Source organism: Neorhizobium sp. IRS_2294, assembly GCF_050500145.1.
Classification (GTDB): Bacteria; Pseudomonadota; Alphaproteobacteria; order Rhizobiales; family Rhizobiaceae; genus Neorhizobium; species Neorhizobium soli.
This window is the reverse complement of sequence record NZ_CP191439.1, coordinates 1,697,182-1,721,107: the sequence shown is the minus strand read 5'-3', so window position 1 is coordinate 1,721,107 and position 23,926 is coordinate 1,697,182. Positions and strand designations below refer to the sequence as shown.

Sequence of the window (23,926 nt, the reverse complement as noted above, 5' to 3'; positions counted from 1 at the left end):
GACATTCCCATGCTGAAATTCACCGCCGAACACGAATGGCTGAAACTCGAAGACGGCGTTGCCACCGTCGGCATCACCACCCATGCTGCCGAGCAGCTAGGTGATCTCGTGTTTGTCGAACTGCCGGAAGTCGGTGCCGAGCTGGTGAAGGACGGCAATGCCGCAACCGTCGAAAGCGTCAAGGCAGCCTCCGACGTCTATTCGCCACTCGATGGCGAAGTCACCGAAGTCAATCAGGCGATCGTCGACGACCCGTCGCTCGTCAATTCCGATCCGCAGGCTGCCGGCTGGTTCTTCAAGCTGAAGCTCAAGAATGTAGCCGACGCCGACGCGCTGATGGACGAAGCTGCCTACAAGGAACTGATCGGATGAGCGACTCGACCGACTTCCACTTCACCGACTACGACCCGTACGACTTTGCCAATCGTCGCCATATCGGTCCCTCCCCGACGGAGATGAGCGATATGCTTGCGGTCATCGGCTACAAGTCGCTCGACGCGCTGATCGATGCCACGGTCCCCGCCTCCATCCGCCAGCAGAACCCGCTGACCTGGGGTGCGGCGCTGACCGAACGAGAAGCGCTCGACAAGCTGCGCGAGACCGCCAACAAGAACCAGGTGCTGACCACGCTGATCGGACAGGGCTATTACGGCACCGTGACGCCGCCTGTCATCCAGCGCAACATTCTGGAGAACCCAGCCTGGTACACCGCATACACGCCCTACCAGCCGGAAATCTCTCAAGGCCGCCTCGAAGCGCTCCTGAACTTCCAGACGATGATCTGCGACCTGACCGGCCTCGACGTCGCCAATGCGTCGTTGCTCGATGAAGCAACGGCTGCTGCCGAAGCCATGGCGCTCTGCCAGCGTCAGGCGAAATCGAAGGCAACCGCCTTCTTCGTCGACCACGCCTGCCACCCGCAGACGATCGCGTTGATCGAGACACGTGCGGCCCCGCTCGGCTGGAGCGTGATCGTCGGTGACCCGATGACCGATCTCGACCCGGTCGATGTATTCGGCGCGATCTTCCAGTATCCCGGCACCAATGGCGAAGTCCGTGATTTCTCCGGCCTGATTTCCCGCCTGCACCAGACCGGTGCGGTTGCCGCCATGGCGGCCGATCTCTTGGCGCTGACGCTCCTGAAATCGCCCGGCGAAATGGGTGCGGATATCGCGATCGGCTCGTCGCAGCGGTTTGGCGTGCCTGTCGGTTACGGCGGCCCGCACGCGGCCTACATGTCAGTCAAGGATGCGCACAAGCGCGCCATGCCCGGCCGCCTCGTCGGCGTCTCCGTCGATGCCCGCGGCAATCGTGCCTACCGCCTGTCGCTGCAGACCCGCGAACAGCATATCCGCCGCGAGAAGGCGACGTCGAACATCTGCACGGCGCAGGTTCTGCTCGCCGTCATGGCCTCGATGTACGGCGTCTTCCACGGCCCGGAAGGCCTGAAGGCGATTGCCCAGGCCGTCCACAAGAAAGCCGTGCTGATGGCCAAGGGCCTCGAAAAGCTCGGCTACACGATCGAACCCGATACGTTCTTCGACACGTTCACCGTCGAGGTCGGCCACATGCAGGGTGTGATCATGCGGGCGGCCGTTGCTGAAGGCGTCAACCTGCGCAAGGTCGGTGAAACCAAGATCGGCATGTCGCTCGACGAACGCACCCGCCCGGCAACGCTGGAAGCCGTCTGGCGCGCATTCGGCGGCGACTTCAACGTGTCGGACTTCGCGGTCGAATACCGCCTGCCCAACGCACTTCTCAGAAAATCGGATTACATGACCCATCCGATCTTCCACATGAACCGCGCCGAAAGCGAGATGACCCGCTACATCCGCCGCCTGTCGGACCGCGACCTGGCGCTCGATCGTGCCATGATCCCGCTCGGCTCCTGCACGATGAAGCTGAACGCGACGGCTGAAATGCTGCCGATCACCTGGCCGGAGTTTTCCGACATCCATCCGTTCGTGCCCGTCGACCAGGCGCTCGGCTACAAGGAGATGATCGACGATCTCTCGGCAAAGCTCTGCCAGATCACCGGTTACGATGCTTTCTCGATGCAGCCGAATTCCGGTGCGCAGGGCGAGTATGCGGGCCTGCTGACGATCCGCAACTACCATATCGCCAATGGCGATACGCATCGCGACGTCTGCCTCATCCCCACTTCGGCCCACGGCACCAACCCTGCCTCGGCGCAGATGGTCGGCATGAAGGTCGTGGTGGTCAAAGTGCTCGAGAACGGCGATATCGATCTGGAAGACTTCCGCACCAAGGCGCAGCAGCATGCGGCAAATCTGTCCTGCTGCATGATCACCTATCCTTCGACACACGGCGTGTTCGAGGAGACGGTGAAGGAGATCTGCGAGATCACCCATGCCAATGGCGGCCAGGTCTATCTCGACGGTGCCAATATGAACGCCATGGTCGGATTGTCACGCCCAGGTGACATTGGCTCCGACGTTTCGCATCTCAACCTCCACAAGACGTTCTGCATTCCGCATGGCGGCGGTGGACCCGGCATGGGCCCGATCGGCGTCAAAGCGCATCTGGCAAGCCACCTTCCCGGTCACCCGCAATGGGCAGGAGAACTCGGAAGCGAGGGTGCTGTCTCGGCGGCCCCGTTCGGCTCTCCGTCGATCCTGCCGATCTCCTGGTCCTACTGCCTGATGATGGGCGGCGAAGGTTTGACGCAGGCGACGAAGGTCGCGATCCTCAATGCCAACTATATCGCAGCACGCCTCAAGGGCGCCTATGATGTGCTCTACAAGTCGGCAAGCGGACGCGTCGCGCATGAGTGCATCATCGACACCCGCCCGCTCAACGCCTCAGCCGGCGTCTCTGTCGACGACGTTGCAAAACGCCTGATCGACTGCGGCTTCCACGCCCCGACCATGAGCTGGCCGGTTGCCGGTACGCTGATGATCGAACCGACGGAATCGGAAACGAAGGCCGAGATCGACCGGTTCTGCGATGCGATGCTGGCAGTCCGCGAGGAGGCTCGTGCGATCGAAGACGGTCGCATGGACAGGGTCAACAACCCGCTGAAGAACGCCCCGCACACGGTGGAAGACCTGGTCGGCGAATGGGATCGTCCTTATAGCCGCGAACAGGCCTGCTACCCGCCGGGCGCTTTCCGTGTCGACAAATACTGGTCGCCGGTCAACCGCGTCGACAATGTCTATGGCGACCGCAATCTGCTCTGCACCTGCCCGCCGCTTGAGGACTACGCGGAGGCCGCGGAGTAACACGAATACCGGAGAGGCCCGGGCTTTGGGCCTCTCCGGGATATATTTTCGCGCAGCCCTTGTTTAAGTGCAATTATTCTCTATTTTGAGTTTCATCGAACTTTGCTAGCGACTCGTCCGCAGCTCCCGGAAAACTTGGAGCTCTTTCTGATTTCCTCTCAACGTCGATCTACCCCCGACCCCGTATTTCAGGGTTGGCAACTTACTACGATTGAAAGGAAATCGTTATGGATACCGGCACTGTAAAGTGGTTCAACAGCACCAAGGGTTTTGGTTTCATTCAGCCTGACAACGGCAGCCAGGATGTGTTCGTTCACATTTCCGCTGTTGAGCGCGCTGGCATGAATGGCCTGAACGAAGGTCAGAAGATCAGCTACGAAATCGTCCAGGACAAGCGTTCTGGCAAGAGCTCCGCAGACAACCTGCGCGCTGCTTAAGGTTTTGTCATTGTCCCGCGTGACCACGGATGTACTGGCACGAAGGCGGCGATGATGGTGGAAGGTCGGGGTTCATCTCCCGGCCTTTTGTTTTTTCGTCCATTCTGAGGTTTTACTGTGCTAGACGGTTTAACTTCGAATGGGTGAAAAGAGAGCGGATGTGAGATCGCTTCCCGATCAACCCGCGTCCGACAAATTTCAAGAGATAGCGGTTCGCCGCGTAAGGAGATATTTTGCAGGTACTCGTCAGAGATAACAACGTTGATCAGGCTCTCCGCGTCCTGAAGAAGAAGATGCAGCGCGAAGGTATCTTCCGCGAAATGAAGGCTCGTAGCGCTTACGAAAAGCCTTCCGAGAAGCGTGCACGTGAAAAAGCAGATGCGATCCGTCGCGCGCGCAAGCTTGCTCGCAAGCAGATGCAGCGCGAAGGCCTGCTTCCGGCTCCGAAGAAAAAAGTCATCGTAGCTCGCGCCCGCTAGGCTCCGACATGAGCGTGGTTTTGAGCACAAGCCAGAGCCACGCAACCAATCGCAGGATGGCAGTCTATGCCATTCTCGCGGTCCACGGCAGACATCGGCCGTTTCCAGGAGGAAAGCATGACAGCGACCAAGGACCAGTTCTTCAAGCCCGCGAAAATGTCGGCACAAGCCAAATCGGAGCAGACCAACTCCGTGGTGCGTGACATCCTGGACGCCGAAGTTATTGCTCGTGAAAAGAAGACAGAAAAACTACGTGCTCTGCGGCTCCAGCAGACCGCTGATGCCCCCGCCCCTGTAAAAAAAGCGGCGACGAAGACCAAGCGCGCGGTCAAGACTTCCTAATCTTTCGTTTTACTCCCGACTGCTTTTCCCGAATTGAACCAATTCGTTGGTTCTGCGTTAACTTGCACTGCGGGACGCATGCACACTCCGGGATGCAGCGCTCAGGTGTCGCCTTTTCAAAGACGCCCCGCAGTCTTTTCTGATCATCCGGCTACGCCGATATCAGGAGAGTGCCTGTCAAGGATGCGAGGGTAGAATGTGTCAGGACAACGCCTCATCGGCGATCGTGCTAGGTTCGGATGATCTCGAACTTCTTCAGAGATTCCTGGAAGCCTGGTGCGAAGAAAGACATGTGGACGTGTCGAGCGAGGAGGCTCAGACTGTCGCATCGGGTCTTTTCAACTGGTACCAGTTTGAACTCAATGATCGCAACAACCTCAAGTCCGAACCGCCCGAGCCTTTGCCGGAATCGGTCGAACTGAAGCGATTGCTACGGCAACTCGCCGTAGCCTGATATCGGGCGCTGACCGTGCTGCAATCGCGGCCCGCTCGGGATTACGGGATACGAGCGATCACTTTGATCTCGAAGTCGAATCCCGCGAGCCAGTTTACCCCAACCGCTGTCCAATTCGGGTACGGCTTTTCCCCCATTATGCCCAAGCGAACTGCCTGAATCGTCCCGAACTGATTTTCAGGGTCGGTGTGAAACGTGGTGACGTCGATGATGTCGTCGAACCCGCAGCCTGCCGCTGCGAGAACCGCACGCAGATTGTCGAACGCGAGTTGAACCTGTTTTTCAAAATTCGGTTCCGGCGTTCCGTCATCACGGCTGCCAACCTGTCCGGACACAAAGAGAAGATCACCCGACCTTATCGCGGCTGAGTATTTGTTGATCTCGTAAAGGGCCTGTCGGCCTGCGGGGCAAATTGCTTCTCGTTCGATCATAGCTCGTCTCCAATCGGTTGTTGAGTGCTCGGCGTTGCAGGAGCCTTCCCTGCCCACGTCAATCTTGATATACGCTCCGTATGCAACTGCGTATCTCAGATACGCTGCGTATGTCAACTGCTGTAAGAATTCGATCCGGGGGTGAGCGATGGCGCCGAGCAAGCGTACAACAATGATGGAAGAAACGCGGGTCAAGCTGATCAGCGCGGCTCGCAAGTCCTTCGCCGAGAAAGGCTATGCCAGCTCGTCCATGGACGACTTCACGGCGTCCGCCGGCCTGACGCGGGGTGCGCTCTACCATAATTTCGGTGACAAGAAGGGTCTTTTACAAGCGGTGATCGATCAGATCGATTCCGAGATGCTGCGGCGGATGCGTGCTGCAGCAGACCACGCTGGCGGGACACTTTGGGACGGCTTTCTTGCCGAGGCGGTCGCCTATATCGAGATGTCGCTGGAGCCGGAAATTCAGCGCATCATGTTGCTGGATGGTCCTGCTGTCCTCGGCGACCCATCGCGTTGGCCCAATCAGAACGCCTGTCTGCGCACCACGGCGGATACGATCAGCGCTCTCATCGTCGAAGGGACGGTCAAGAGTATGGATGCGGAGGCCGCCGCACGTCTCATCAACGGTGCGGCACTCAACGCCGCACTGTGGATCGCTGCGGCCGACGATCCGCCGGCCGTGTTGGAAAAAGCCGTCGAAGCGTTCCGTCATCTTGCCAGCGGGTTGCTGACGAAACAGCCCGTATGATCGCCCACCTCAACCTCGACGGCGATAAGTCGGAAGATTGCGAATTCCTGAGAGGATCTCCACTTCGTCCTCGCTCTTCGGCTTGCCGAGGAGAAAACCCTGCAGCTGTTCGCAGCCGTCTTCGACCACCATCCGGTGCTGCCCGAAGGTCTCGATGCCTTCCGCGACGACGGGCAAGTCCAGGCTCTTGCCGAGACCGATGATGGCTTTGACGATGGCACGGGCGCTGTCGCTTTCCTCCATCTCGCTGATAAAACTGCGGTCGATCTTGATCTTGTCAAAGGGGAAGCTGTGCAGGTTGCTGAGCGACGAATAGCCGGTGCCGAAGTCATCCATCACCACATGGACTCCCAGCGCCTTTAACCGGAGCAAGGTCGCGAGCGTCGTGTCGCGATCCTTGAGCAGCGAGGTCTCTGTGATCTCGAGTTCAAGCCGGTGGGGCTCCAGGCCGCTCTCATCCAGTGCCGACGCAATCATGTCGACAAGGTTCGGGAAGCGAAACTGGATGGCCGAAACGTTGACCGCTACCGCCAGGCCGTCATCCCAGGTACTGGCGACCCTGCAGGCTTCGCGCATCGCCCATTCACCGATCGGCACGATGATGCCGGTTTCCTCGGCAACCGGAATGAAGACGCTCGGTGAGACATTGCCCCATTGCGGATGCTTCCACCGCATCAGGGCCTCATAGCCCGAGCAGAGGCCGCTTGTGGCATCAAAGAGTGGCTGGAATACCATGCTGAGTTGCGAGCGCAGTACGGCGTAGCGCAACTCGCTCTCGATCTCGCGCCGCTCGCGCAGCTCTGCGTCCATTGCCGCGGAATAGAATGCTGCCGTACCACGTCCCGAGAACTTCGCATTGTAGAGGGCCATGTCGGCCGCATTGCGCAAGTCATCAGGCGTTTCTCCGTCGTCCGGATAAACCGCGCAGCCGATGCTGACGCCGACGGCGGTGGGATCGAGTGCGACATTCATTTCGGTGCGGAAGGTTTCGAGGATACGCTCGGCGAGCAGGTTTGCGCCCGCCGGCTGTTCGACGCCTGTCTGGAGGATGATGAACTCGTCGCCGCCGATGCGGGACGGCGTATCGGCCGGACCGACACAGCGCCGCAGGATATCGGCGACCCGGATCAGGACACGATCGCCTTCCGCATGGCCGAACACATCGTTGACGGCCTTGAAGCGGTCGAGATCAAGGGCAAGCACCGCCAGCACATCGCCGGAAAGTGCAGCCGTCCTCAAGGCACCGTCGAGCCGATCGTTGAAGAGCGTACGGTTGGGAAGGTCAGTCAAAGCGTCGTGGCGGGCCATGTGTTCGATGCGGCGCTCCGCAATGCGCTTCTCGGTCAGATCGCGGACAGCCAGAACCTGGCAGGAGCGACCGCGATACTCGATCGTATGGACGGCAACCTCGAGAAAGACCTCACGGTCCGTCACTTTCGGCGTGGCAGCGACTGCGGAATTCCTTTGAGCCGTCAGCGGAAGACCGTCGGCTGCCGCCAGCAGATCGTCGGGATCTCGGCCGAGGATGTCGCGGTCGCGCAGCAACAGCAATTCGGCAAAGCGAGCATTGGTCTCGATGACGCGGCCATCGCGAACCACCGCGAGGCCTTCAAGCGTCGCGTTGGCGAAGCCACGCAAATCCGTCAGGTACCGGTCGATGAAGCTCGCGGCAACAGTCGTCAGCACGATCACACTCATGACGATCGAAACCGCGCCAATGAGCCAGATCCGCCCGCCACCGTCGAGCGAGGCCTCTGGAAGCGTCGGATCGGGGATCAGCTCGGTCGCCGACATTGCAGTGAAATGCAGGATGCAAATGGCAGCAACACTGGCAGCGACTGCACAGATCAGGCGCAGGGTGCTTCTTCGAAGCGTCGTGGAGGCGAACGCCGCGGTGAAGAGAGAGAAAGAGACAACAGAGCCGATCAGGATGGGCGTCATTTCGTAGCGGGTCGTGGCTGCGGCACGGATCGCTTCGGTGCCGATCAAGTGCATGGCGGCGACCGTGACGGTGGCGACCATGCCGGCTGCGAGCGAAGAAACCGTCTTCGATCGATCGGCAATCTGCAGCGCCAACCAGAAGCCGGCGACGGCAGTCAGAGCCGAGACAAGGGTGAGGACGCGCTCGAATTCGATCGCTATCGTGCCCTGGTAGGCGAGCATTGCCACGAAATGCGTCGACCAGATGGAAAGCCCGCCCGTGGCGCTGGCGACAAGGAGCCAGATCCGCCGCCGACGTTCGTTGCACTCGATCGCCCGTCTATGGATCAGAAAAAAGGCGAGCATGCCGACGACGCAGATGCCGGCCGCGAGAAGAACAGTGCTTCGATCATGCTGAACCACGACGCATTCGAGAACTCGAAACATGGATGCCACCACAAGAACGCACGACGAACAATTTCATCGACTTGTCAGCAAAACATTAGGTGTTAATATTTAAGGAAATAATAATATACAGTGCCGGCATGCACGTGTCCAAGAACGCGCCTTGGGTACGGGATATCGATCCCAAAAGGCTTATCCGGCCGCCTTTTCAAGCCCGGAGCTCAAATCCACCGCCGCGAACGCAGCGGTCAGGATTTCGGTCCCAGCGCCAGGCTTCGTCGCCTCTGACGACAGGATTTGGCGGAACCGACGCGCACCGGGATAACCCTGAAACAGACCAACCATGTGACGCGTCACGTGATGCAATCTGCCACCGGAGGCGATAACCTGATCCGCATAGGCAATCATCGCGTCGCGCAGCGCCAGCCAGTCAGGGTCTGGATACTCAAGTCTTCCATCCAGAAGCGCATCGACGCCCGCCAGCAAGCCGGTGTTGTGATAGGCAGCGCGGCCGAGCATGACGCCATCCATCGCCTCAAGGTGTTCAGCAGCTTGCTTAAGATCGGCAATACCGCCGTTGATCCCGAGAAACACATCCGGGTTCTCACGCTTCATCCGATGGACCAGATCGTAATCCAGTGGAGGAACCTCGCGATTTTGTTTTGGCGACAGTCCCTGCAGCCAGGCCTTCCGGGCATGGATCCAGATCGCGTCGGCACCGGCACCAATCATTCGCGCGAGAAAGTCCGGCAGGACGTCGGCCGGCACCTGATCATCAACGCCGATGCGGCATTTGACGGTCACAGGCGCCTGTGAAACCTTTTTCATGGCTGTGACGAGATCTGCAACATGCGCAGGGTCGCGCATCAGGCAGGCACCGAATGTACCCGACTGCACCCGGTCCGAGGGGCATCCGACATTGAGGTTGATCTCGTCGTACCCGTAATCACCGGCGATCCGGATCGCCTCGGACAGCTTTTCCGCATTCGAGCCGCCGAGCTGCAAGGCAACAGGATGTTCTGCCGGCGAATAGGACAAGAGCCGCTCCCGCGGCCCATGGATGATCGCATCGGCGACGACCATCTCCGTATAAAGAAGCGCGCGCGACGACAGCTGCCGGTGCAGGAAGCGGCAGTGACGATCGGTCCAGTCGATCATCGGGGCGACAGCGAAGACTTTTTTATGAGGATGCGTTGGCATGGTTTCCGAGCGACTATTCCGATGCGTGGCTGCACGGATAACAAGATTTCGAGCCCGGCGAAAGACAAACGGCAAAAATGCGTTGTCGCCAGGTTGGTGCGGATTGGAACCGGCTGGAGCGTAGATGGGCTGTGTCTCGAGGTGAAAGCCTCTTCTACAGGGAATTCGACTTTGGACGGACGAGATGCCATCGAAGGTGAGCGGTCGCCAACCAAGGTGCAAACCCTACCCTTCAGTAGCAAATTTTGTTTAATCCGAGCAAAATGCGTGCTAGTCAGGCATATGAGTTCTTCTCGCGGTCTTGAGATAGATTTTGCAGAGCCGGCCATGGCGCATGTCACACGGGCGGCGTTCGACTTGAACGGATTTTCGGCCGAGTATGTCGAGCTGAGCGGTGCTGAACCGTATGACTTCAGAAGCCGTGGCGAGAACCACTATCTCGCGTTGCACGATATCACTCTCACTGATGGTGAGCTGCGCGTGGACGGTCTTCCGACGCTCCATAAAAAGGACTTGCGCGACACGATCACCTTCGTGCCCAAAGGCTGCGGCATCGAGGGCTGGTGCCAGCCTCAGCCACGAACCAACCGATTTGTCGCTATGTATTTCGATCCAAAGGCGATCCGCGACGATCTGGCTGGTAGATATTCCGAGTGGGATCCTGCGCCGTTCGCTTACTCGCGCGATCCACAGTTACGCGCCACACTTAAGAAGCTTGAAGCGGTTCTCAGGGCGCCTCATGTGGACGAGCTCCACGCGGAGAGCGTCTGCCTGCTGGCATCGCTTGAGGTTTTCGGGGTCATGGCCGACAGGCAGGGGCGTCTGTCGGACCGACAGATCGCCGCGGTCACGGATTTCGTGGAGGGGCATCTGCAGGCAACAGTCGGCCTGGCCGAGCTGGCCGCTGTTGCCGGGCTCAGCCGTTTCCACTTTTCCCGCGCCTTCAAGGCAACGACCGGGGAAAATCCACACTCGTTTGTTCAACGGCGGCGCATCTCGCGAGCTGTCACGCTCCTTGCTCAGGTTGACCTTCCCATCGACGCGATTGCCGGGGCAGTCGGGTATAAGGGCACACCACAGTTTCGAAGGGCGTTTCATGAGGTGATGGGGACCTCTCCGCTGAAATATCGTCTGCAACGTTAGGCAAAATGGCGGGGGCCACCGATGGGCTATGAGTACACAGATGCCAGTCTGATAGTCTGCGATAGGGAGCCGATCACGCGGCTCGAAGAGATCCAGAACTTCGCGTTCCTCGTTGCGATGTCGAACGACTGGACGATCGTTCGCGTATCCGAGAACTGCGAAACATTCTTCAACGTCAAACCGGAGAAACTCCTGGGCACGCGCTTCGACACGTGGATCAGTGAGACGGCGCTCCACGACATCCGGAACCGGATGGCGATTTTGGCGTCAACGACAGGAGAGAGAATCTTCGACGTGAAGCTGGTGCAGGGATTGCCCAACGTCGATCTGTCGATCCATTTTCAGGGCGATCTTTTGATTGTCGAAGGCGAACGGACACAGAAGACCGAACGGGTGGAGGCGGCTTCGATGGTTCGCGCAATGGCTGCGCGTCTGACCAAAGTTCCTTCAATCGAGAAATTCCACAGAGATGCGGTCCGACAGGTCCTGGCGATCACCGGCTTTGATCGAGTGATGATCTATCGGTTCGACACAGACGGTCATGGCGAAGTCATCGCGGAATCAACACGCGCCGGGGTGGATAGCTTCCTCGGGCTTCATTATCCCGCGTCGGATATCCCACGCCAGGCGCGCGAATTGTACTTGCGCAACCCTTTCCGCATCATAGCCGACGTCGCGGCACCGACCGTGGCGTTATTGCCTCCCGCGGATGCGGTCACGCCACCGCTTGACCTGTCGATGTCGATCAGCCGCGCCGTGTCTCCGGTCCATATCGAATATCTGCGCAACATGGAGGTCGGTGCCTCCCTATCCATTTCGATCGTCGTCGAGGAAAAGCTGTGGGGGCTTATCGCATGCCATGCCAATGGACCGCGCCTGCCGAGCTTCATCATGCGGACCGCATCGGAACTGTTCGGCGCGATGTATTCGATGATGCTGGAGAGCCGTCTGCGGCGCGGCAGCGAGGAGCACGAGCATCGCGCACGTGCCTTGGCTGATCGCGTCATTACGATGATTGCTGGTGACGAATCGTTGATGGAAGATGCACAGTGGCTGCAGGACATGACGCGCGACATGTTGGATTGCGATGGTGTCGCAATTTACCGTCGCGGCAAAGCTCATCTTCACGGGGCCACGCCGTCGGAACATAATGTCATCTCTCTGGCGCATCATCTGAACGCCGCCTCGCCGAGCCGGGTCTTCACGACCGACAACTTGGCTTCGGTCCATGCGCCGTGCAGCGAGACAGCGGACCGCGCCGCCGGCATGCTGTCGATCCCCATCTCGCGGGTTCCGCGCGACTATATCTTGCTGTTCCGCCGCGAGCGGCTGAGCGAGATCAGGTGGGGTGGCAATCCTGCAAAGCCAGCGGAAGCAGGCACCGAGAGCGAACGCATATCGCCCCGCAAAAGCTTCGCAGCATTCGCCGAACTCGTCCGCGGCAAATCCAACCCTTTTTCCGATCGCGATCAGCGCATCGGCGAAGCGATCAGACAGGCACTGATCGAAGTCATCCTGCGCTATTCGGACGGCGCCAGCGACGAGAGACGACGTGCTTCCGAACGTCAGGAAGTGCTGATTGCCGAACTCAATCACCGCGTCCGCAACATCCTTGCCCTGATCCGTAGTCTCATGACGAAGACAAGCCATACAGCCGTTGATGTCGCGAGCTATGTCGAATCGCTTGGCGGGCGGGTGCAGGCGCTCGCACGAGCCCATGACCGCGTCACGCGCCAAAGCTGGGGCCCCGCGCCGCTCGCCGGCATCTTTCAGGATGAGATCGCGGCACATGACGGCGTACGCGGTCGATTTACCTTGAAGGGGCCGAACGTTCTGCTGCAGCCACAGGCGATGTCGACCATTGCGCTGGTGGTTCATGAACTCGTCACCAACAGCTGCAAGCATGGCGCGCTTTCGGCCAACGGCCGCATAGAGGTGACCGTCGACTCGGTCGACGGTGAAGGCGTTTACATCAAGTGGAAGGAAATCGGCGGCCCGGCCGTGGTTGCGCCGACACGGCGAGGGTTTGGGTCTGTCATCGTCGAGAAAACGATTCCGTTCGATCTGAAGGGAACGGCAGAGGTCCGCTTCCTGCTGGCCGGGTTGGAAGCGGATTTCTTTATCCCGCTGAATTATGTGATCATTGCGCCTGAAGACCCGGCACCGGCGCAGACGATGCTTGAGCCCGATACCCTGAAAGCAACCAGCCTCCCCCCAAAGCAACTACTGCACGATGCGCAGGTTCTGCTGGTCGAGGACAACATGCTCATCGCACTGGAGGCCGAGGACATGCTGTACGAGCTGGGCGCGGTTCAGGTTCACCTCGCCTCCACTATTGCCGAAGCCGAACAGTTGCTTGCCAAGCAGAGTTTCCAGTTCGCTATGCTGGACATCAATGTCGGTCGCGGCACAAGTTTCGATCTTGCGACCAAGCTCGGACAAGCCGGAACGCCGTTTATCTTCGCGACCGGCTACGGCAACGAATTGGCAATCGCGCGCAGAACGGAAAGTGAGGTCGTCATCCAGAAGCCCTATGAGCGTGATCATCTGGCGCGCGCCGTGCAACAGGTGCTGACGAAAGCGACTGTCGAAGGTGGCTGACGAAAGTGCTCGCGCTCTCGTCATTCATCCGCTCTGAAACGACGTTCCCTGCTCCCACTGCGGTCAATGACCTCAACCTGCAGGTTGCCGGCATGACAGCCCGTTCAGTGGACCGACTGGCCGTCGTCTTCTTCAAGGAAGCTCTTGATGCCGTCGCGCTCGGCGGTGGCAAGGAATTCTTCCCAGGCGTCCTTGTCGGTCGCGAACGTCTCTTCCCAGCTGGTCACGACTTCCGTCTGGCTGATGACCTCGAGCGTCCAGTCGCCATTGGTATCGGCCGGGCGATAGATATCGACGAGCACGGTGACGCCATCGTCTTCGAACTCACCGGCGAATTCTGAATGTTCGAGTTTGGGCTGTTTCGTCATCGGTGAAGAACCTTCGTTTTCGTGCTGTCTTTAGAGAGACGCCAGCTCAACACGCCGGCCCTTGTTCGGTTGCATGGCCGGCATATTTGCCGAATGCGCTTTCCCTTATAGCAAAGCGAAAATTCACGCCAGCCGTACGGCTGTGCAGAAATCGGGCTAGGATTGTCGGCCGAATTGGTGGACAAAGGACGCATATTGATGACCGGAGGAATTTTTTCGATGCGCGCTACCGTGATCCCTGCCCCGCAGCCCGTGCTTCTTGATGTCGAGGGCGAGACCGAACAGTTCCCGGTGCGCCGGGTCTATTGCGTCGGCCGCAACTATGCCGACCACGCCATCGAAATGGGCCATGATCCGTCACGCGAACCTCCCTTCTTTTTCCAGAAAAATGCCGACAATCTCTATCATGGCGACACCTTTCCCTACCCGCCGGTCTCTTCCGATGTGCATTTCGAGGTCGAGCTGGTGATGGCGCTGTCCGGTGGCGGCGCAGACATTCCGGTCGAAGAGGCCCTGTCCAAGGTCTATGGCTACGGGATCGGCATCGACTTCACGCGGCGCGATGTGCAGGACAAGGCAAAGAAGATGAGCCGGCCGTGGGAATCGGCAAAGGCGTTCGAGCATTCGGCGCCCGTCTCCGCGCTCGTCCCGGCCGGAAAGATCGGACATCCGCAGGAAGGTGCGATTTGGCTCGAGGTCAATGGCGAACGCAAGCAGTCCGGCAACCTCAACCAGATGATCTGGAAGCTGCCGGAAATCATCGCCGAACTGTCGAAGCTCTTCGTGCTGGCACCGGGTGACGTGATCATGACCGGGACGCCGGCGGGCGTCGGCCCGATCGTCAAGGGCGACACGATCACCTGCAGCGCCGAGGGTGTCGGCAAACTCTCTCTCACGGTGGTTTGAAGCACGAACCGGAGGTCAACAGATGCCGATCTACGCGCTTGGTGAATTCCAGCCTAAACTCCCCTCCGCCGACCGCTTCTGGATCGCGCCGGATGCGAACGTGATTGGCAAGGTGGAACTGGGCGAGGATGTCGGCATCTGGTTCGGCGTGACGCTTCGCGGCGACAACGAGCCGATAACCGTTGGTGCGCGGTCGAACATTCAGGAGGGCGTGATGGTGCATACCGATCCCGCCTACCCAGTCGTAATCGGTTCGGACTGCACGATCGGCCACCATGCGATCGTGCATGGCTGCATCATTGGCGACAATTCGCTTGTTGGCATGGGTGCGACCATCCTGAACGGCGCAAGGATCGGCCGCAATTGCCTTGTGGGCGCCAATGCGCTTGTCACCGAGGGGAAGGAATTCCCGGACAATTCACTGATCGTCGGCTCGCCTGCCAAGGCGATTCGCACGCTTGACGATGACGCCGTCGAACGGCTGCGGCAATCTGCGGCGCGCTATGTGGAGAACTGGAAGCGGTTTTCCCGGGACCTCAGGGCGCTGTGATCAAACGGACTATGCCGCGCATTTCTGGCAGATGCCGCGGATCTCGATCGTCGTCTTTGACGGCTTGAAGCCCTTGCTGGATGCCCAGTCGCTGAGGTGGTGATCGACCTCGTGATCGTGGAATTCCAGCACCTGGCTGCAGCTTTCGCAGATCGCGAAGGCAACCGTACCGTGGCCATGACCTTTTCCGCAGCACGCGCTTTCCCGGTGCGCACAGGCGACGAAGGCGTTGAGGCTTTCCAACCGGTGGACCATGCCGAACTCGGTCAGCTTGTCGAGCGCGCGGTAAACCTGAAGCGGTGCACGGAAGCCGTGGTCGCGCAGTTTGTCAAGGATCGTGTAGGCGCTGAGCGGCCCATCGGCACGGTCCAGTGCCTCAAACACCAGCGACTGGTTCTTGGTCAGGGCCGGATTGACGATCGGGGCGTTCATCCGCGCACTCCTTTATTGGTTGCCCGCTCATTCGTTTTGCGGCCGAAGGCGGGAAGCAAACTCATGATGAAAAGTAGGAGTGCGGCCACCACGATGGAAGGGCCGGACGGCGTATCATAGGTCAAAGAGCCGAAAAGACCGCCGACAACAGCTGCAGCGCCGATCAGCGAGGCGAAGACCGCCATCCATTCGGGGCTTGCCGAAAATCGTCTGGCCGTCGCGGCTGGAATGATCAGCAGCGAGGTGATCAGCATGATGCCGACGATCTTCATGGCAATCGCGATGACCAGCGCCATCAGAAGCATGAAGAACAGTTTTGCCTGAGCCGGCCGCATGCCTTCGGCTTCCGCCACGTCTTCACTCACCGTCGAAGCGATCAGCGGGCGCCAGAGGAATGCGAGCGCTGCGATCACGACGATCCCGCCACCCCAGATCAGTGCAATATCGGATGGCGTGACCGCCAGGATGTCGCCGAACAGGAAGGCGATCAGATCGATCCGAACCCAGGTCATGAAGGCAACGAGGACAAGGCCGATCGCCAGAGCCGAATGGGAGAGGATTCCGAGCAGCGCATCCGCAGACAGCGACTGGCGACGCTGAAGGAGGAGCAGCAGGCCGGAGACGAGGACGGCGACGCCGAACACCGACAGAAGAAGATTGACCTCGAAAAACAGCGACAGCGCCACGCCGAGCAGCGCCGAATGGGCCATCGTGTCGCCGAAATAGGCCATGCGCCGCCACACGACGAAGCAGCCGAGCGGTCCGGCTGTCAGCGCCACGCCGACGCCGGCGATCAATGCGCGAGTGAAGAAGTCGTCAAGCATGGGGCTTGCCCTCGCCGTGATGATGGTGGGCGTGGTCGCCATCGTGGTGATGGTCGTGAGCACCATCGTGATGGTGCTTGTGGTCACCATGCTCGTGGTCGTGCGCGGCGTGATGCTCGTGATGGTGGCCGTCCTCGGGGTGGCAATGATCCGTGATCGAGCCGTCGCGGTGCTGGACCCGGCCGTCCGGCAGGTGGGTATGGTCGTGATTGTGGCTATAGACTGCGAGCGCACGGCCATTGGCGCCAAACAGCTTGGCATAGTCAGAACTCTGGCTGACCACTTCCGGCGTGCCACGGCAGCAGATATGACCGTTGAGGCAGATCACCGTGTCGGTCCCCGCCATCACCATGTGCAGATCATGGGAAATCATCAGGATGCCGCAACCCGTCGTGGTGCGGATCTTGCGGATCAGATCGTAGAGCGCTGCCTCGCCAGCGAAATCGACGCCCTGCACCGGCTCGTCCAGCACCAGCAGGTCCGGCTTGCGTGCCAAGGCGCGGGCCAGCAGCGCGCGCTGGAATTCGCCGCCCGACAGGTGACGGACTTCGGCATCGGCCAGATGCGCGATGCCGGTCGCTTCGAGCGCTGCCATCGTATCCTGATCGGAAATCGAGCTTGTCAGCCGCATGAGGCGACGAACCGAAAGCGGCATCGTCCAGTCGATCGAAAGCTTTTGCGGCACATAGCCGATGCGCATATCGCTGCTGCGGGTAACGGTGCCTTCATCGGCCTTCAGGACGCCGATTGCCATCTTGGCGGTCGTCGACTTGCCGGCGCCGTTGGGTCCGATCAGCGTCACCACTTCGCCGCGGGCAATCGACAGATCGACGCCGCGCACCAGCCAGCGATTATCCCGGAAAATGCCGGCATTCGACAGCGATACGAGTTTCGCTGCGGCCTTTGCATGATCTCCAAGCGGCAGGTCGGCCCGGTTTCTCATCAGCATGGTCGTCTAAAAATCCTGTTGTCAGGCCTCTTGCAGACCCTCATGGCACACGTTATAGCATAACGCAATTGATGTAATAACATTACGTCAACTCACAAGGAGCCATCCAATGAAATTTGCCGCAACCCTCCTCCTCTCATGCTCGGCCCTGATGACCGCATCGAACGCATTTGCCGATGCACCCAGCGTCGTGGTCTCGATCAAGCCGATCCATTCGCTGGTCGCCTCGGTCATGAAAGGCGTGGCGGAGCCGAAGCTGATCGTCGAGGGCGCGGCCTCCCCGCATACCTACAACATGCGCCCATCCAACGCGTCGGCCCTGCAGAAAGCCGACCTGATCTTCTGGGTCGGCCATGGCATGGAAGCGTTTCTGGAAAAGCCGCTGGAAGCGCTCGGCACCAAGGCTGCCGTGGTAAGCCTGGAAGACGCGCCGGGCCTGACCAAACTGAAGTTCCGCGAGGGCGGTGTGTTCGAGCCGGAAGCCGAAGAGGAAGGCCATGATCACGGTCGTAGCCACGGCAGCGAGGATCACGCAGCCGGCGCGGAGGACGACGGCGACCACGACCATGACGGCAATGACGTGCATCTATGGCTCGACCCGATGAATGCCAAGGCGATGGCGCAGGAGATCGAGAAGGCGCTGGTTCAGGCCGACCCGGAAAACGCGACGACATATCAGGCGAATGGCGCAGACCTGATGAAGAGGCTCGATGCACTCGATACGGAACTGAAGACCACGCTCGCTCCGGTCAAGGACAAGCCGTTTATCGTCTTCCACGATGCCTATCAGTATTTCGAGAACCGCTACGGCGTGAAGGTTGCGGGCTCGATCACGGTGAGCCCCGAATCCATTCCCGGCGCAGAGCGCGTGAAGGAAATCCACCAGAAGGTGGAGGAGCTTGGCGCCACCTGCGTGTTTGCGGAGCCTCAGTTCGAGCCGAAGCTGGTGAAAGTCGTGACGGAAGGAAGCAAGGCGCGTTCCGGCGTTCTTGATCCGGAAGCCGGCGCACTGACCGAGGGGCCTGATCTCTACTTCGAGATGATGCGCGGTCTCGCAACGTCGTTGAAGACCTGCCTCTCGCAGGCTTCCTGATCTTCAAGACATTCGAGGTGCTGCGACCTGCAGTGCCGCGTGTTGAGAGAAACAGGTGGGGGACGTCGAACACTCGACGTCCCCCAACTCAATTCATCGGCCGGAAACGATGCTTGCGATTACGCCACTGGTGATGCCGACGAGCAGGAAGTCGTTATCCACCTTGACCCAACGCTGACCGCGCGGCGGGGCCGACAGGCGGTAGCGGCGATAGTCGCGGACTTCCGCCATATGGCGGCGCTCGGCCGGCGTCATGCGGTGACCGCGCACAAACCGCTTCTTGGTGACGACGACTTTCTTCTTCTCGATGACGACATGCTTGCCGGCCGGGCGGTGATGCTCCTGCCCCTTGCGCCAGTCCTGCGCCTGCGCCGTGGAGGCGATCGGGGCGACCAGAACCGTTGCGGCCAGCATGGCAATGATGAACTTCTTCATGGTTGTTTCCTCGTATTGAACACGCGAGAGAATTAGAGCCCAACCGATGAACGCGAAATGAATACAAGATTAAACTTACGTAATGATCCTAGTGTCTTGGCGTCTGATCCTAACACCGGAAGTTAAGCGTCTCTCGCGCTTCTCACGCGACGGGCTCGTACGTGAAGTCGTCGAAATCAGCGTGTTGTCCACGACCAGAAGTATCGAAGGCGAACATGCCCACAAAGGCGCCGGTAAAGGATCCATGCTCGCCGCGTCCACCTTCGTCGGAGATCACAGAGGCGTCCAGCTTCGGTCCGACCGGCTCCCAGTCGTTGGCACCGCCGGCGCGCCAGAAGAACTGGAGATCATTGTCATCGACCTCGATCGCCAGATGCACCGGTCCGGCCGGCACCGGCACGCCGCTTCCGGCGGGCCAGACGAGCTTTGCATGCGGGAAGTCGCCGGGGCATGACAGCACCGTGACGACGCGGCCGAGCTTCTCGTGCAGGGTGACGGCGACGGCATGCAGCTTGTGGCGATTGTAGTAATGGGTAAGGCCCGCCACCTGCTGGTAGGTATCGGGTGAGAAATCCACGACAGTCTCGGCCCTGAAACGATGGTGCTCCTGCCTGCGGGCGACCAGCGCCTGCTCGAACCAGGAACCGATGCTCTCGCGGCCGATCAGGCGCAGATGGCCGGGACGTTCCGTCAGGCTGAAGATCCGCTCCGGTTCCGGTGTGCGCAGCCACTGGAACTCGCTCGGCAGTACTTCCGTGTCAAACCCGTGCGCGACACGGCCAACGTCCTGTGCCGCCTCGGCGCTGTTCGTTACGGGGACGTCGACGGCTGGAACCACGCCGCCATGTTCGAGATAGAGCCAGTCGTCCTTCCAGACGCATTTCTGCAGCGCCGTCTCGCGCCCGAGCGGTGAGCGGCGATGCGGTTCGATCGGTCTGCTGCAGAGGTGGGTGTGATAGACCTCTCCTTCCGGCGTCTCCACATACTGCCCATGGCCGGACCGCTGCAGCTCCGCCTCCGGTGCATCCTTGGACGTGATGAGATGGTTATCGGGATGTAGCTCGTAAGGGCCGCCGATCGTCTTCGACCGGGCCATCGTCACAGCGTGATTATAGCCTGTGCCGCCTTCTGCCGTCGTCAGATAGTACCAGCCATTGCGTTTGAAGAGATGCGGGCCCTCGACGAGCCCGAGCGGACTGCCCGGGAAGATGTTGCTGATGGGACCCTTCAACGTCTTCGTCTCGGCGTCCCATTCCTGCATGAGGATGCCATCGAACGCCGGTGATTTCGGTGCGCCGCCAAAGCTCTCGGTCCGGTGGTTCCACTGCATGTTCAGGAACCACTTTCGCCCGTCGTCGTCGTGAAACAGCGACGGATCGAAGCCGGAGGAATTGACATAGATCGGGTCCGACCATTCACCTTCAATCGTCGGCGATGTGACAATGTAATTGTGAGCGTCCTTGAAGCTGCCGTCGAACCGTTTCACGTCGGTATAGACCAACCAAAACAATCCATCCGCATGGGAGAGGCACGGTGCCCAGATGCCGCAGCTATCGGGATTGCCGCGCATGTCGAGCTGGCTTTTCCGCTCCAGAGGCCGCCGCACGAGCGTCCAGTTCACGAGGTCGCGGGAGTGGTGGATCTGAACGCCCGGATACCACTCGAATGTGGAGGTCGCGATATAATAGTCCTCGCCGACACGGCAGATCGATGGATCGGGATTGAAACCCGGCAGGATCGGATTGCGGATCATAGATTTCCTCCGGTGGTCGTAAAGTCTCAGGGCGCAGACTGCTCTCTCCTCAGTCTGCACCCGTGTCTCCCGCTGTGGGGAGGTTCACTTGCGGGCGGGACCCTCGCGTTCGGCCGACGCTGCCCAGAGGTTGATATCGGCCTCCTTGGCGTAACCGTCGATCTCGGACAGTTCAGCTGCCGTGAATTCCGGGTTCTCGAGCGCCTTGACGCAATCCTCGACCTGTTCCGGACGGCTGGCGCCGATCAGCGCCGTGGTCACGCGGCCGCCGCGCAGAACCCACGCAAGCGCCATCTGCGCCAGCGTCTGACCTCGCCGTTCGGCGATCGCGTTCAGACCTTTGAGGTTCTCGACATTCTTGTCGTTGAGGAAGGCCGGGCGCAGCGACTTGCCCTGGGCGGCACGGCTGTCTTCTGGAATGCCGCCCAGATATTTCGATGTGAGCATGCCCTGAGCCAGCGGCGAAAACACGATCGAGCCGACGCCGAGATCATCCAGCGTGTCGAGCAGACCGTCTTCCTCGACCCAGCGATTGATCATTGAATAGCTCGGCTGGTGGATGAGAACAGGCGTGCCCAGAGCCTTCAGGATCGCCGTAGCTTCCCGCGTGCGCTGCGAATTGTAGGACGAGAGGCCGACGTAGAGCGCCCTGCCCGAGCGAACGATGTGATCCAGCGCGCCGCAGGTCTCTTCCAGCGGCGTATCCGGATCGAAGCGGTGCGAATAGAAGATATCGACATAGGCGAGACCCATGCGCTTCAGGCTCTGGTCGCAGGACGCGATCAGGTACTTGCGGCTGCCCCATTCGCCATAGGGGCCGGGCCACATGTTGTAGCCGGCTTTCGACGAGATGATCAGTTCATCCCGCAGTCCATGAAACTCATCGCGCAGGATCTGGCCGAAGGCCGTTTCGGCGCTGCCAGCCTTCGGGCCGTAATTGTTGGCGAGATCGAAATGGGTGATGCCGAGATCGAAGGCTTTTCTGCAGATATCAACCTTGCGCTGGTGCGGCGTGTCGTCACCGAAATTGTGCCACAGGCCCAGCGAGATTGCCGGAAGTTTGAGGCCGGACCGGCCGCAGCGATTGTATTTCATGGTGTCGTAGCGGTTGTCCGCCGGGTGCCAAGCCATCTCTGAAAATCCTCCGAATGAAAAACGGCGCCGACCTCTTCTTCGGCGCCGTGCACGTCATAGAGTATCAGACAAGAAGCGCCAGCGCTTCATCGATGCCGAGCGCGGCCGGTTGAGTGCAGGTCGTTGTGGTCGCAACGAAATTGCCCTCTTTTCCGGATTTCAGGATCGAGGTCATGACGTCGACGCCATGCAGCGCCCGGTCGATCGAGCAGCGAATGTCGCGCCCTTCGATCAGTGCCATTGCCATGTCGGCCAGACCTGCGGTGCGATAGTTTGCACGCGGACCGTTCGTCGGATGCTCCTGGTTGTTTTTGCTGAAAGGATGATCCCAGTCCTTGAGCGGCTGGATATCCTTGTCACGGCCGCTTGCTTCCACCACGCCACCGAAGAAGTTCGGGTCGGGGACGTAGATCGAGCCTTCCGTGCCGTAGAGTTCCATATTGGCATGGCGATGCGACCAGACATCCCAGCTGGCCGACAGGGTGATCGTTGCGCCTGCCGCGAACTCGAGCAGCGCGTGGATGTTGGTCGGGGTCTCGACCGGGATGCTCTGGCCCTTCAGCGGTTCGCTGGTGATCGTGCGCGTCGGATTGGCCATCGACGTCAATGCCGCGACCCGTCTGACGGGGCCGAGGAAGTTGACGAGGTTGGCGATATAGTACGGCCCGAGGTCGAGGATCGGACCTCCGCCGTTGAGGAAGAAGAAGCCGGGGTTCGGGTGCCACATTTCCATGCCTGGACTCATCACATGGCATGTACCCGACGTGATGCGTCCAACGCCGCCGTCATCGATGAATTTTCGGGCCAGCTGGTGCGCGCCGCCCAAAAAAGTGTCCGGCGCACAACCGATCGCCAGCCCCTTTTCCCGTCCAAGCGCCTGCAGCTGCTTTCCCTCTTCCAGCGTTATGGTCAGCGGCTTTTCGGAATAGACGTGCTTGCCGGCATCGAGAATGGCTTTCGAGACCTCGAAATGCGCGGCCGGTATCGTCAGGTTGACGATCACGTCCAGCTCGTCATTGGCGAGCAGCTCCGGAATGGTCTGCGCCTTCACCCCGTATTCTGCTGCCCGCTGCCGGGCCGCCTCCGGATTGAGGTCGGCGCAGGCCAGAACCTTGATCCCCTTAAACAGCGGAGACAGCGCGAAATAGGTCATGGAAATGTTGCCGCATCCGATGATGCCGACGCCAAGTTCCTTGGTCATGGGAAACTCCGATCCAATATCTGAATTCAGTAGGTCTTGAAGGCGGCCATCGAACGGGATGCGAGCCGCTCGATATCCTTCGGGTTGTCGTGCTCCAGCACGAAGTGCTTGGCGGGTGTCTTCTTCAGTGCCGCCATCAGATCTTTCCACGGCACGGTGCCATGGCCGACATCGGCCCATCCGTCTTCATCCGTGTTCTCGCCCACTGGCGCGATGTCCTTGACGTGAACCGCCGAAATCTTCTTGCCGTAGCTTTCGATCCAGGTGAACGGATCGGCACCGCCACGGACGACCCAGGCGATATCCGCTTCCCAGCTCAGGTCAGGGCCGCCGGCAAAGATCTGTTCCTGTGGCGTGGAGCCATCAGGCAGTTGCTTGAACTCGAAATCGTGGTTGTGCCAGCCGAATGTATATCCGGCGTCCTGATAGCGTTTTCCGGCTTCCTGCAGGCGCTGACCGAAGGCAAACCACCCTTCCGCATCCGTGGGTCTCTGATCGGCTGCGAGGTGCGGGCAATAGATGGCACTGATGCCGAGCGTCTTTGCGATCAGCAGTGCCTGGTCGGGCTCCTGTTCGAGGAGATCGAGACCGAAATGGCCTGTGGGCATCGTGAGTTCGTTGGCATCGAGCTCTGCACGAAACTTCTGAAGACCGGCCTCGTCGAGCGTTCCGTAGAGACCGCCATAGCCCTCGACCTCACGGTAGCCGTGACTGGCCACGAGTTTCAGAACATCGGATAGCGGCGGGAAATTGCGGGCGCTGTAAAGCTGGAAACCGAGCGTCGTCATGTCATTCTCCTTGAAATGAAACTTTGGTCCGCGGAAAGCGAGAATACCGCTCCCACGGCTGGTCACCCTCCTGGGGAGAGGTGAACTA

The 23,926-nt window shown here is 60.0% G+C and carries 24 protein-coding genes; 12 read left to right on the top strand and 12 right to left on the bottom strand.

The window, feature by feature from the left end:
• The first annotated feature begins 9 nt into the window (after nucleotides 1-9).
• From gcvH to ACQY1K_RS08345, 6 genes are all read left to right on the top strand, one after another.
• Nucleotides 10-372, top strand: coding sequence for a glycine cleavage system protein GcvH (gene gcvH / locus ACQY1K_RS08370; RefSeq protein WP_062580646.1), 363 nt, complete (start codon nucleotides 10-12; stop codon nucleotides 370-372).
• Complete coding sequence (gene gcvP, locus ACQY1K_RS08365) at nucleotides 369-3,242, top strand: aminomethyl-transferring glycine dehydrogenase (protein ID WP_430258763.1); 2,874 nt, start codon at nucleotides 369-371, stop codon at nucleotides 3,240-3,242. Before gcvH ends, gcvP begins: the two co-directional genes overlap by 4 nt.
• Before the next feature lie 227 nt (nucleotides 3,243-3,469).
• Nucleotides 3,470-3,679 (top strand): cold-shock protein, encoded by a 210-nt coding sequence (locus ACQY1K_RS08360; RefSeq protein ID WP_062457081.1) that lies wholly within the window; start codon nucleotides 3,470-3,472, stop codon nucleotides 3,677-3,679.
• Nucleotides 3,680-3,912: 233 nt separating this feature from the next.
• Nucleotides 3,913-4,158, top strand: a complete 246-nt coding sequence (gene rpsU / locus ACQY1K_RS08355; protein WP_062457083.1) for a 30S ribosomal protein S21 — start codon at nucleotides 3,913-3,915, stop codon at nucleotides 4,156-4,158.
• A gap of 117 nt (nucleotides 4,159-4,275) precedes the next feature.
• On the top strand, nucleotides 4,276-4,500 hold the full coding sequence (locus tag ACQY1K_RS08350) for a hypothetical protein (RefSeq protein WP_062458069.1): 225 nt from the start codon (nucleotides 4,276-4,278) through the stop codon (nucleotides 4,498-4,500).
• A gap of 196 nt (nucleotides 4,501-4,696) precedes the next feature.
• The gene (locus ACQY1K_RS08345; protein ID WP_062457086.1) at nucleotides 4,697-4,954 is read left to right on the top strand and encodes a hypothetical protein; all 258 of its coding nucleotides are present in this window, start codon (nucleotides 4,697-4,699) and stop codon (nucleotides 4,952-4,954) included.
• A gap of 41 nt (nucleotides 4,955-4,995) precedes the next feature.
• On the opposite strand, the gene ACQY1K_RS08340 is transcribed toward ACQY1K_RS08345, so the two are convergent.
• The gene (locus ACQY1K_RS08340; protein ID WP_430258762.1) at nucleotides 4,996-5,385 is read right to left on the bottom strand and encodes a RidA family protein; all 390 of its coding nucleotides are present in this window, start codon (nucleotides 5,383-5,385) and stop codon (nucleotides 4,996-4,998) included.
• Nucleotides 5,386-5,533: 148 nt separating this feature from the next.
• Here ACQY1K_RS08340 and ACQY1K_RS08335 point away from each other — a divergent pair, with 148 nt between their 5' ends.
• Nucleotides 5,534-6,136, top strand: coding sequence for a TetR/AcrR family transcriptional regulator (locus ACQY1K_RS08335; protein ID WP_430258760.1), 603 nt, complete (start codon nucleotides 5,534-5,536; stop codon nucleotides 6,134-6,136).
• A 9-nt stretch (nucleotides 6,137-6,145) separates the two neighbouring features.
• Here the strand turns inward: ACQY1K_RS08335 and ACQY1K_RS08330 are convergent, their stop codons facing one another.
• Together ACQY1K_RS08330 and dusA are read right to left on the bottom strand one after the other, a co-directional pair.
• On the bottom strand, nucleotides 6,146-8,503 hold the full coding sequence (locus tag ACQY1K_RS08330; RefSeq protein ID WP_192086588.1) for a bifunctional diguanylate cyclase/phosphodiesterase: 2,358 nt from the start codon (nucleotides 8,501-8,503) through the stop codon (nucleotides 6,146-6,148).
• Nucleotides 8,504-8,653: 150 nt separating this feature from the next.
• Nucleotides 8,654-9,619, bottom strand: coding sequence for a tRNA dihydrouridine(20/20a) synthase DusA (gene dusA, locus ACQY1K_RS08325; protein ID WP_430258758.1), 966 nt, complete (start codon nucleotides 9,617-9,619; stop codon nucleotides 8,654-8,656).
• Here dusA and ACQY1K_RS08320 point away from each other — a divergent pair.
• Nucleotides 9,596-10,804 carry a helix-turn-helix domain-containing protein gene (locus ACQY1K_RS08320; RefSeq protein ID WP_430258756.1) on the top strand — a complete coding sequence of 403 codons (1,209 nt, stop codon included), beginning with the start codon at nucleotides 9,596-9,598 and terminating at the stop codon, nucleotides 10,802-10,804. The two genes, dusA and ACQY1K_RS08320, sit on opposite strands and share 24 nt — an antisense overlap.
• 21 nt (nucleotides 10,805-10,825) lie before the next feature.
• Entirely contained in the window at nucleotides 10,826-13,405 is a 2,580-nt protein-coding gene (locus tag ACQY1K_RS08315; RefSeq protein WP_430258754.1) for an HWE histidine kinase domain-containing protein, read from the top strand.
• A 104-nt stretch (nucleotides 13,406-13,509) separates the two neighbouring features.
• On the opposite strand, the gene ACQY1K_RS08310 is transcribed toward ACQY1K_RS08315, so the two are convergent.
• Entirely contained in the window at nucleotides 13,510-13,773 is a 264-nt protein-coding gene (locus ACQY1K_RS08310) for a hypothetical protein (RefSeq protein ID WP_062457099.1), read from the bottom strand.
• Nucleotides 13,774-13,992: 219 nt separating this feature from the next.
• Between ACQY1K_RS08310 and ACQY1K_RS08305 the strand changes: the two genes are divergently transcribed.
• On the top strand, nucleotides 13,993-14,679 hold the full coding sequence (locus tag ACQY1K_RS08305) for a fumarylacetoacetate hydrolase family protein (protein ID WP_430258753.1): 687 nt from the start codon (nucleotides 13,993-13,995) through the stop codon (nucleotides 14,677-14,679).
• Nucleotides 14,680-14,701: 22 nt separating this feature from the next.
• Nucleotides 14,702-15,229 carry a gamma carbonic anhydrase family protein gene (locus ACQY1K_RS08300; protein ID WP_062457105.1) on the top strand — a complete coding sequence of 176 codons (528 nt, stop codon included), beginning with the start codon at nucleotides 14,702-14,704 and terminating at the stop codon, nucleotides 15,227-15,229.
• Nucleotides 15,230-15,238: 9 nt separating this feature from the next.
• Here ACQY1K_RS08300 and ACQY1K_RS08295 read toward each other — a convergent pair whose 3' ends face one another.
• The 3 genes from ACQY1K_RS08295 to ACQY1K_RS08285 are packed head-to-tail and all read right to left on the bottom strand — an operon-like array spanning nucleotide 15,239 to nucleotide 17,428.
• Complete coding sequence (locus ACQY1K_RS08295; RefSeq protein ID WP_062457108.1) at nucleotides 15,239-15,661, bottom strand: Fur family transcriptional regulator; 423 nt, start codon at nucleotides 15,659-15,661, stop codon at nucleotides 15,239-15,241.
• Nucleotides 15,658-16,485, bottom strand: a complete 828-nt coding sequence (znuB, locus tag ACQY1K_RS08290; RefSeq protein WP_184655048.1) for a zinc ABC transporter permease subunit ZnuB — start codon at nucleotides 16,483-16,485, stop codon at nucleotides 15,658-15,660. Before znuB ends, ACQY1K_RS08295 begins: the two co-directional genes overlap by 4 nt.
• Nucleotides 16,478-17,428 (bottom strand): ATP-binding cassette domain-containing protein, encoded by a 951-nt coding sequence (locus tag ACQY1K_RS08285; RefSeq protein ID WP_430258944.1) that lies wholly within the window; start codon nucleotides 17,426-17,428, stop codon nucleotides 16,478-16,480. The genes znuB and ACQY1K_RS08285 overlap by 8 nt, the downstream gene beginning before the upstream one ends.
• 115 nt (nucleotides 17,429-17,543) lie before the next feature.
• Here ACQY1K_RS08285 and znuA point away from each other — a divergent pair, with 115 nt between their 5' ends.
• Nucleotides 17,544-18,527, top strand: coding sequence for a zinc ABC transporter substrate-binding protein ZnuA (gene znuA / locus ACQY1K_RS08280; RefSeq protein WP_430258751.1), 984 nt, complete (start codon nucleotides 17,544-17,546; stop codon nucleotides 18,525-18,527).
• Nucleotides 18,528-18,620: 93 nt separating this feature from the next.
• On the opposite strand, the gene ACQY1K_RS08275 is transcribed toward znuA, so the two are convergent.
• From ACQY1K_RS08275 to ACQY1K_RS08255, 5 genes are all read right to left on the bottom strand, one after another.
• Nucleotides 18,621-18,962 (bottom strand): RcnB family protein, encoded by a 342-nt coding sequence (locus ACQY1K_RS08275; protein ID WP_430258749.1) that lies wholly within the window; start codon nucleotides 18,960-18,962, stop codon nucleotides 18,621-18,623.
• A 142-nt stretch (nucleotides 18,963-19,104) separates the two neighbouring features.
• Nucleotides 19,105-20,715, bottom strand: a complete 1,611-nt coding sequence (locus ACQY1K_RS08270; protein ID WP_430258748.1) for a glycoside hydrolase family 43 protein — start codon at nucleotides 20,713-20,715, stop codon at nucleotides 19,105-19,107.
• An 84-nt stretch (nucleotides 20,716-20,799) separates the two neighbouring features.
• Nucleotides 20,800-21,846 carry an L-glyceraldehyde 3-phosphate reductase gene (gene mgrA / locus ACQY1K_RS08265; RefSeq protein ID WP_209900783.1) on the bottom strand — a complete coding sequence of 349 codons (1,047 nt, stop codon included), beginning with the start codon at nucleotides 21,844-21,846 and terminating at the stop codon, nucleotides 20,800-20,802.
• 67 nt (nucleotides 21,847-21,913) lie between these two features.
• Entirely contained in the window at nucleotides 21,914-23,050 is a 1,137-nt protein-coding gene (locus tag ACQY1K_RS08260) for a Gfo/Idh/MocA family protein (protein ID WP_430258746.1), read from the bottom strand.
• 26 nt (nucleotides 23,051-23,076) lie between these two features.
• Complete coding sequence (locus ACQY1K_RS08255; RefSeq protein WP_430258744.1) at nucleotides 23,077-23,838, bottom strand: sugar phosphate isomerase/epimerase family protein; 762 nt, start codon at nucleotides 23,836-23,838, stop codon at nucleotides 23,077-23,079.
• Nucleotides 23,839-23,926: the final 88 nt, after the last annotated feature.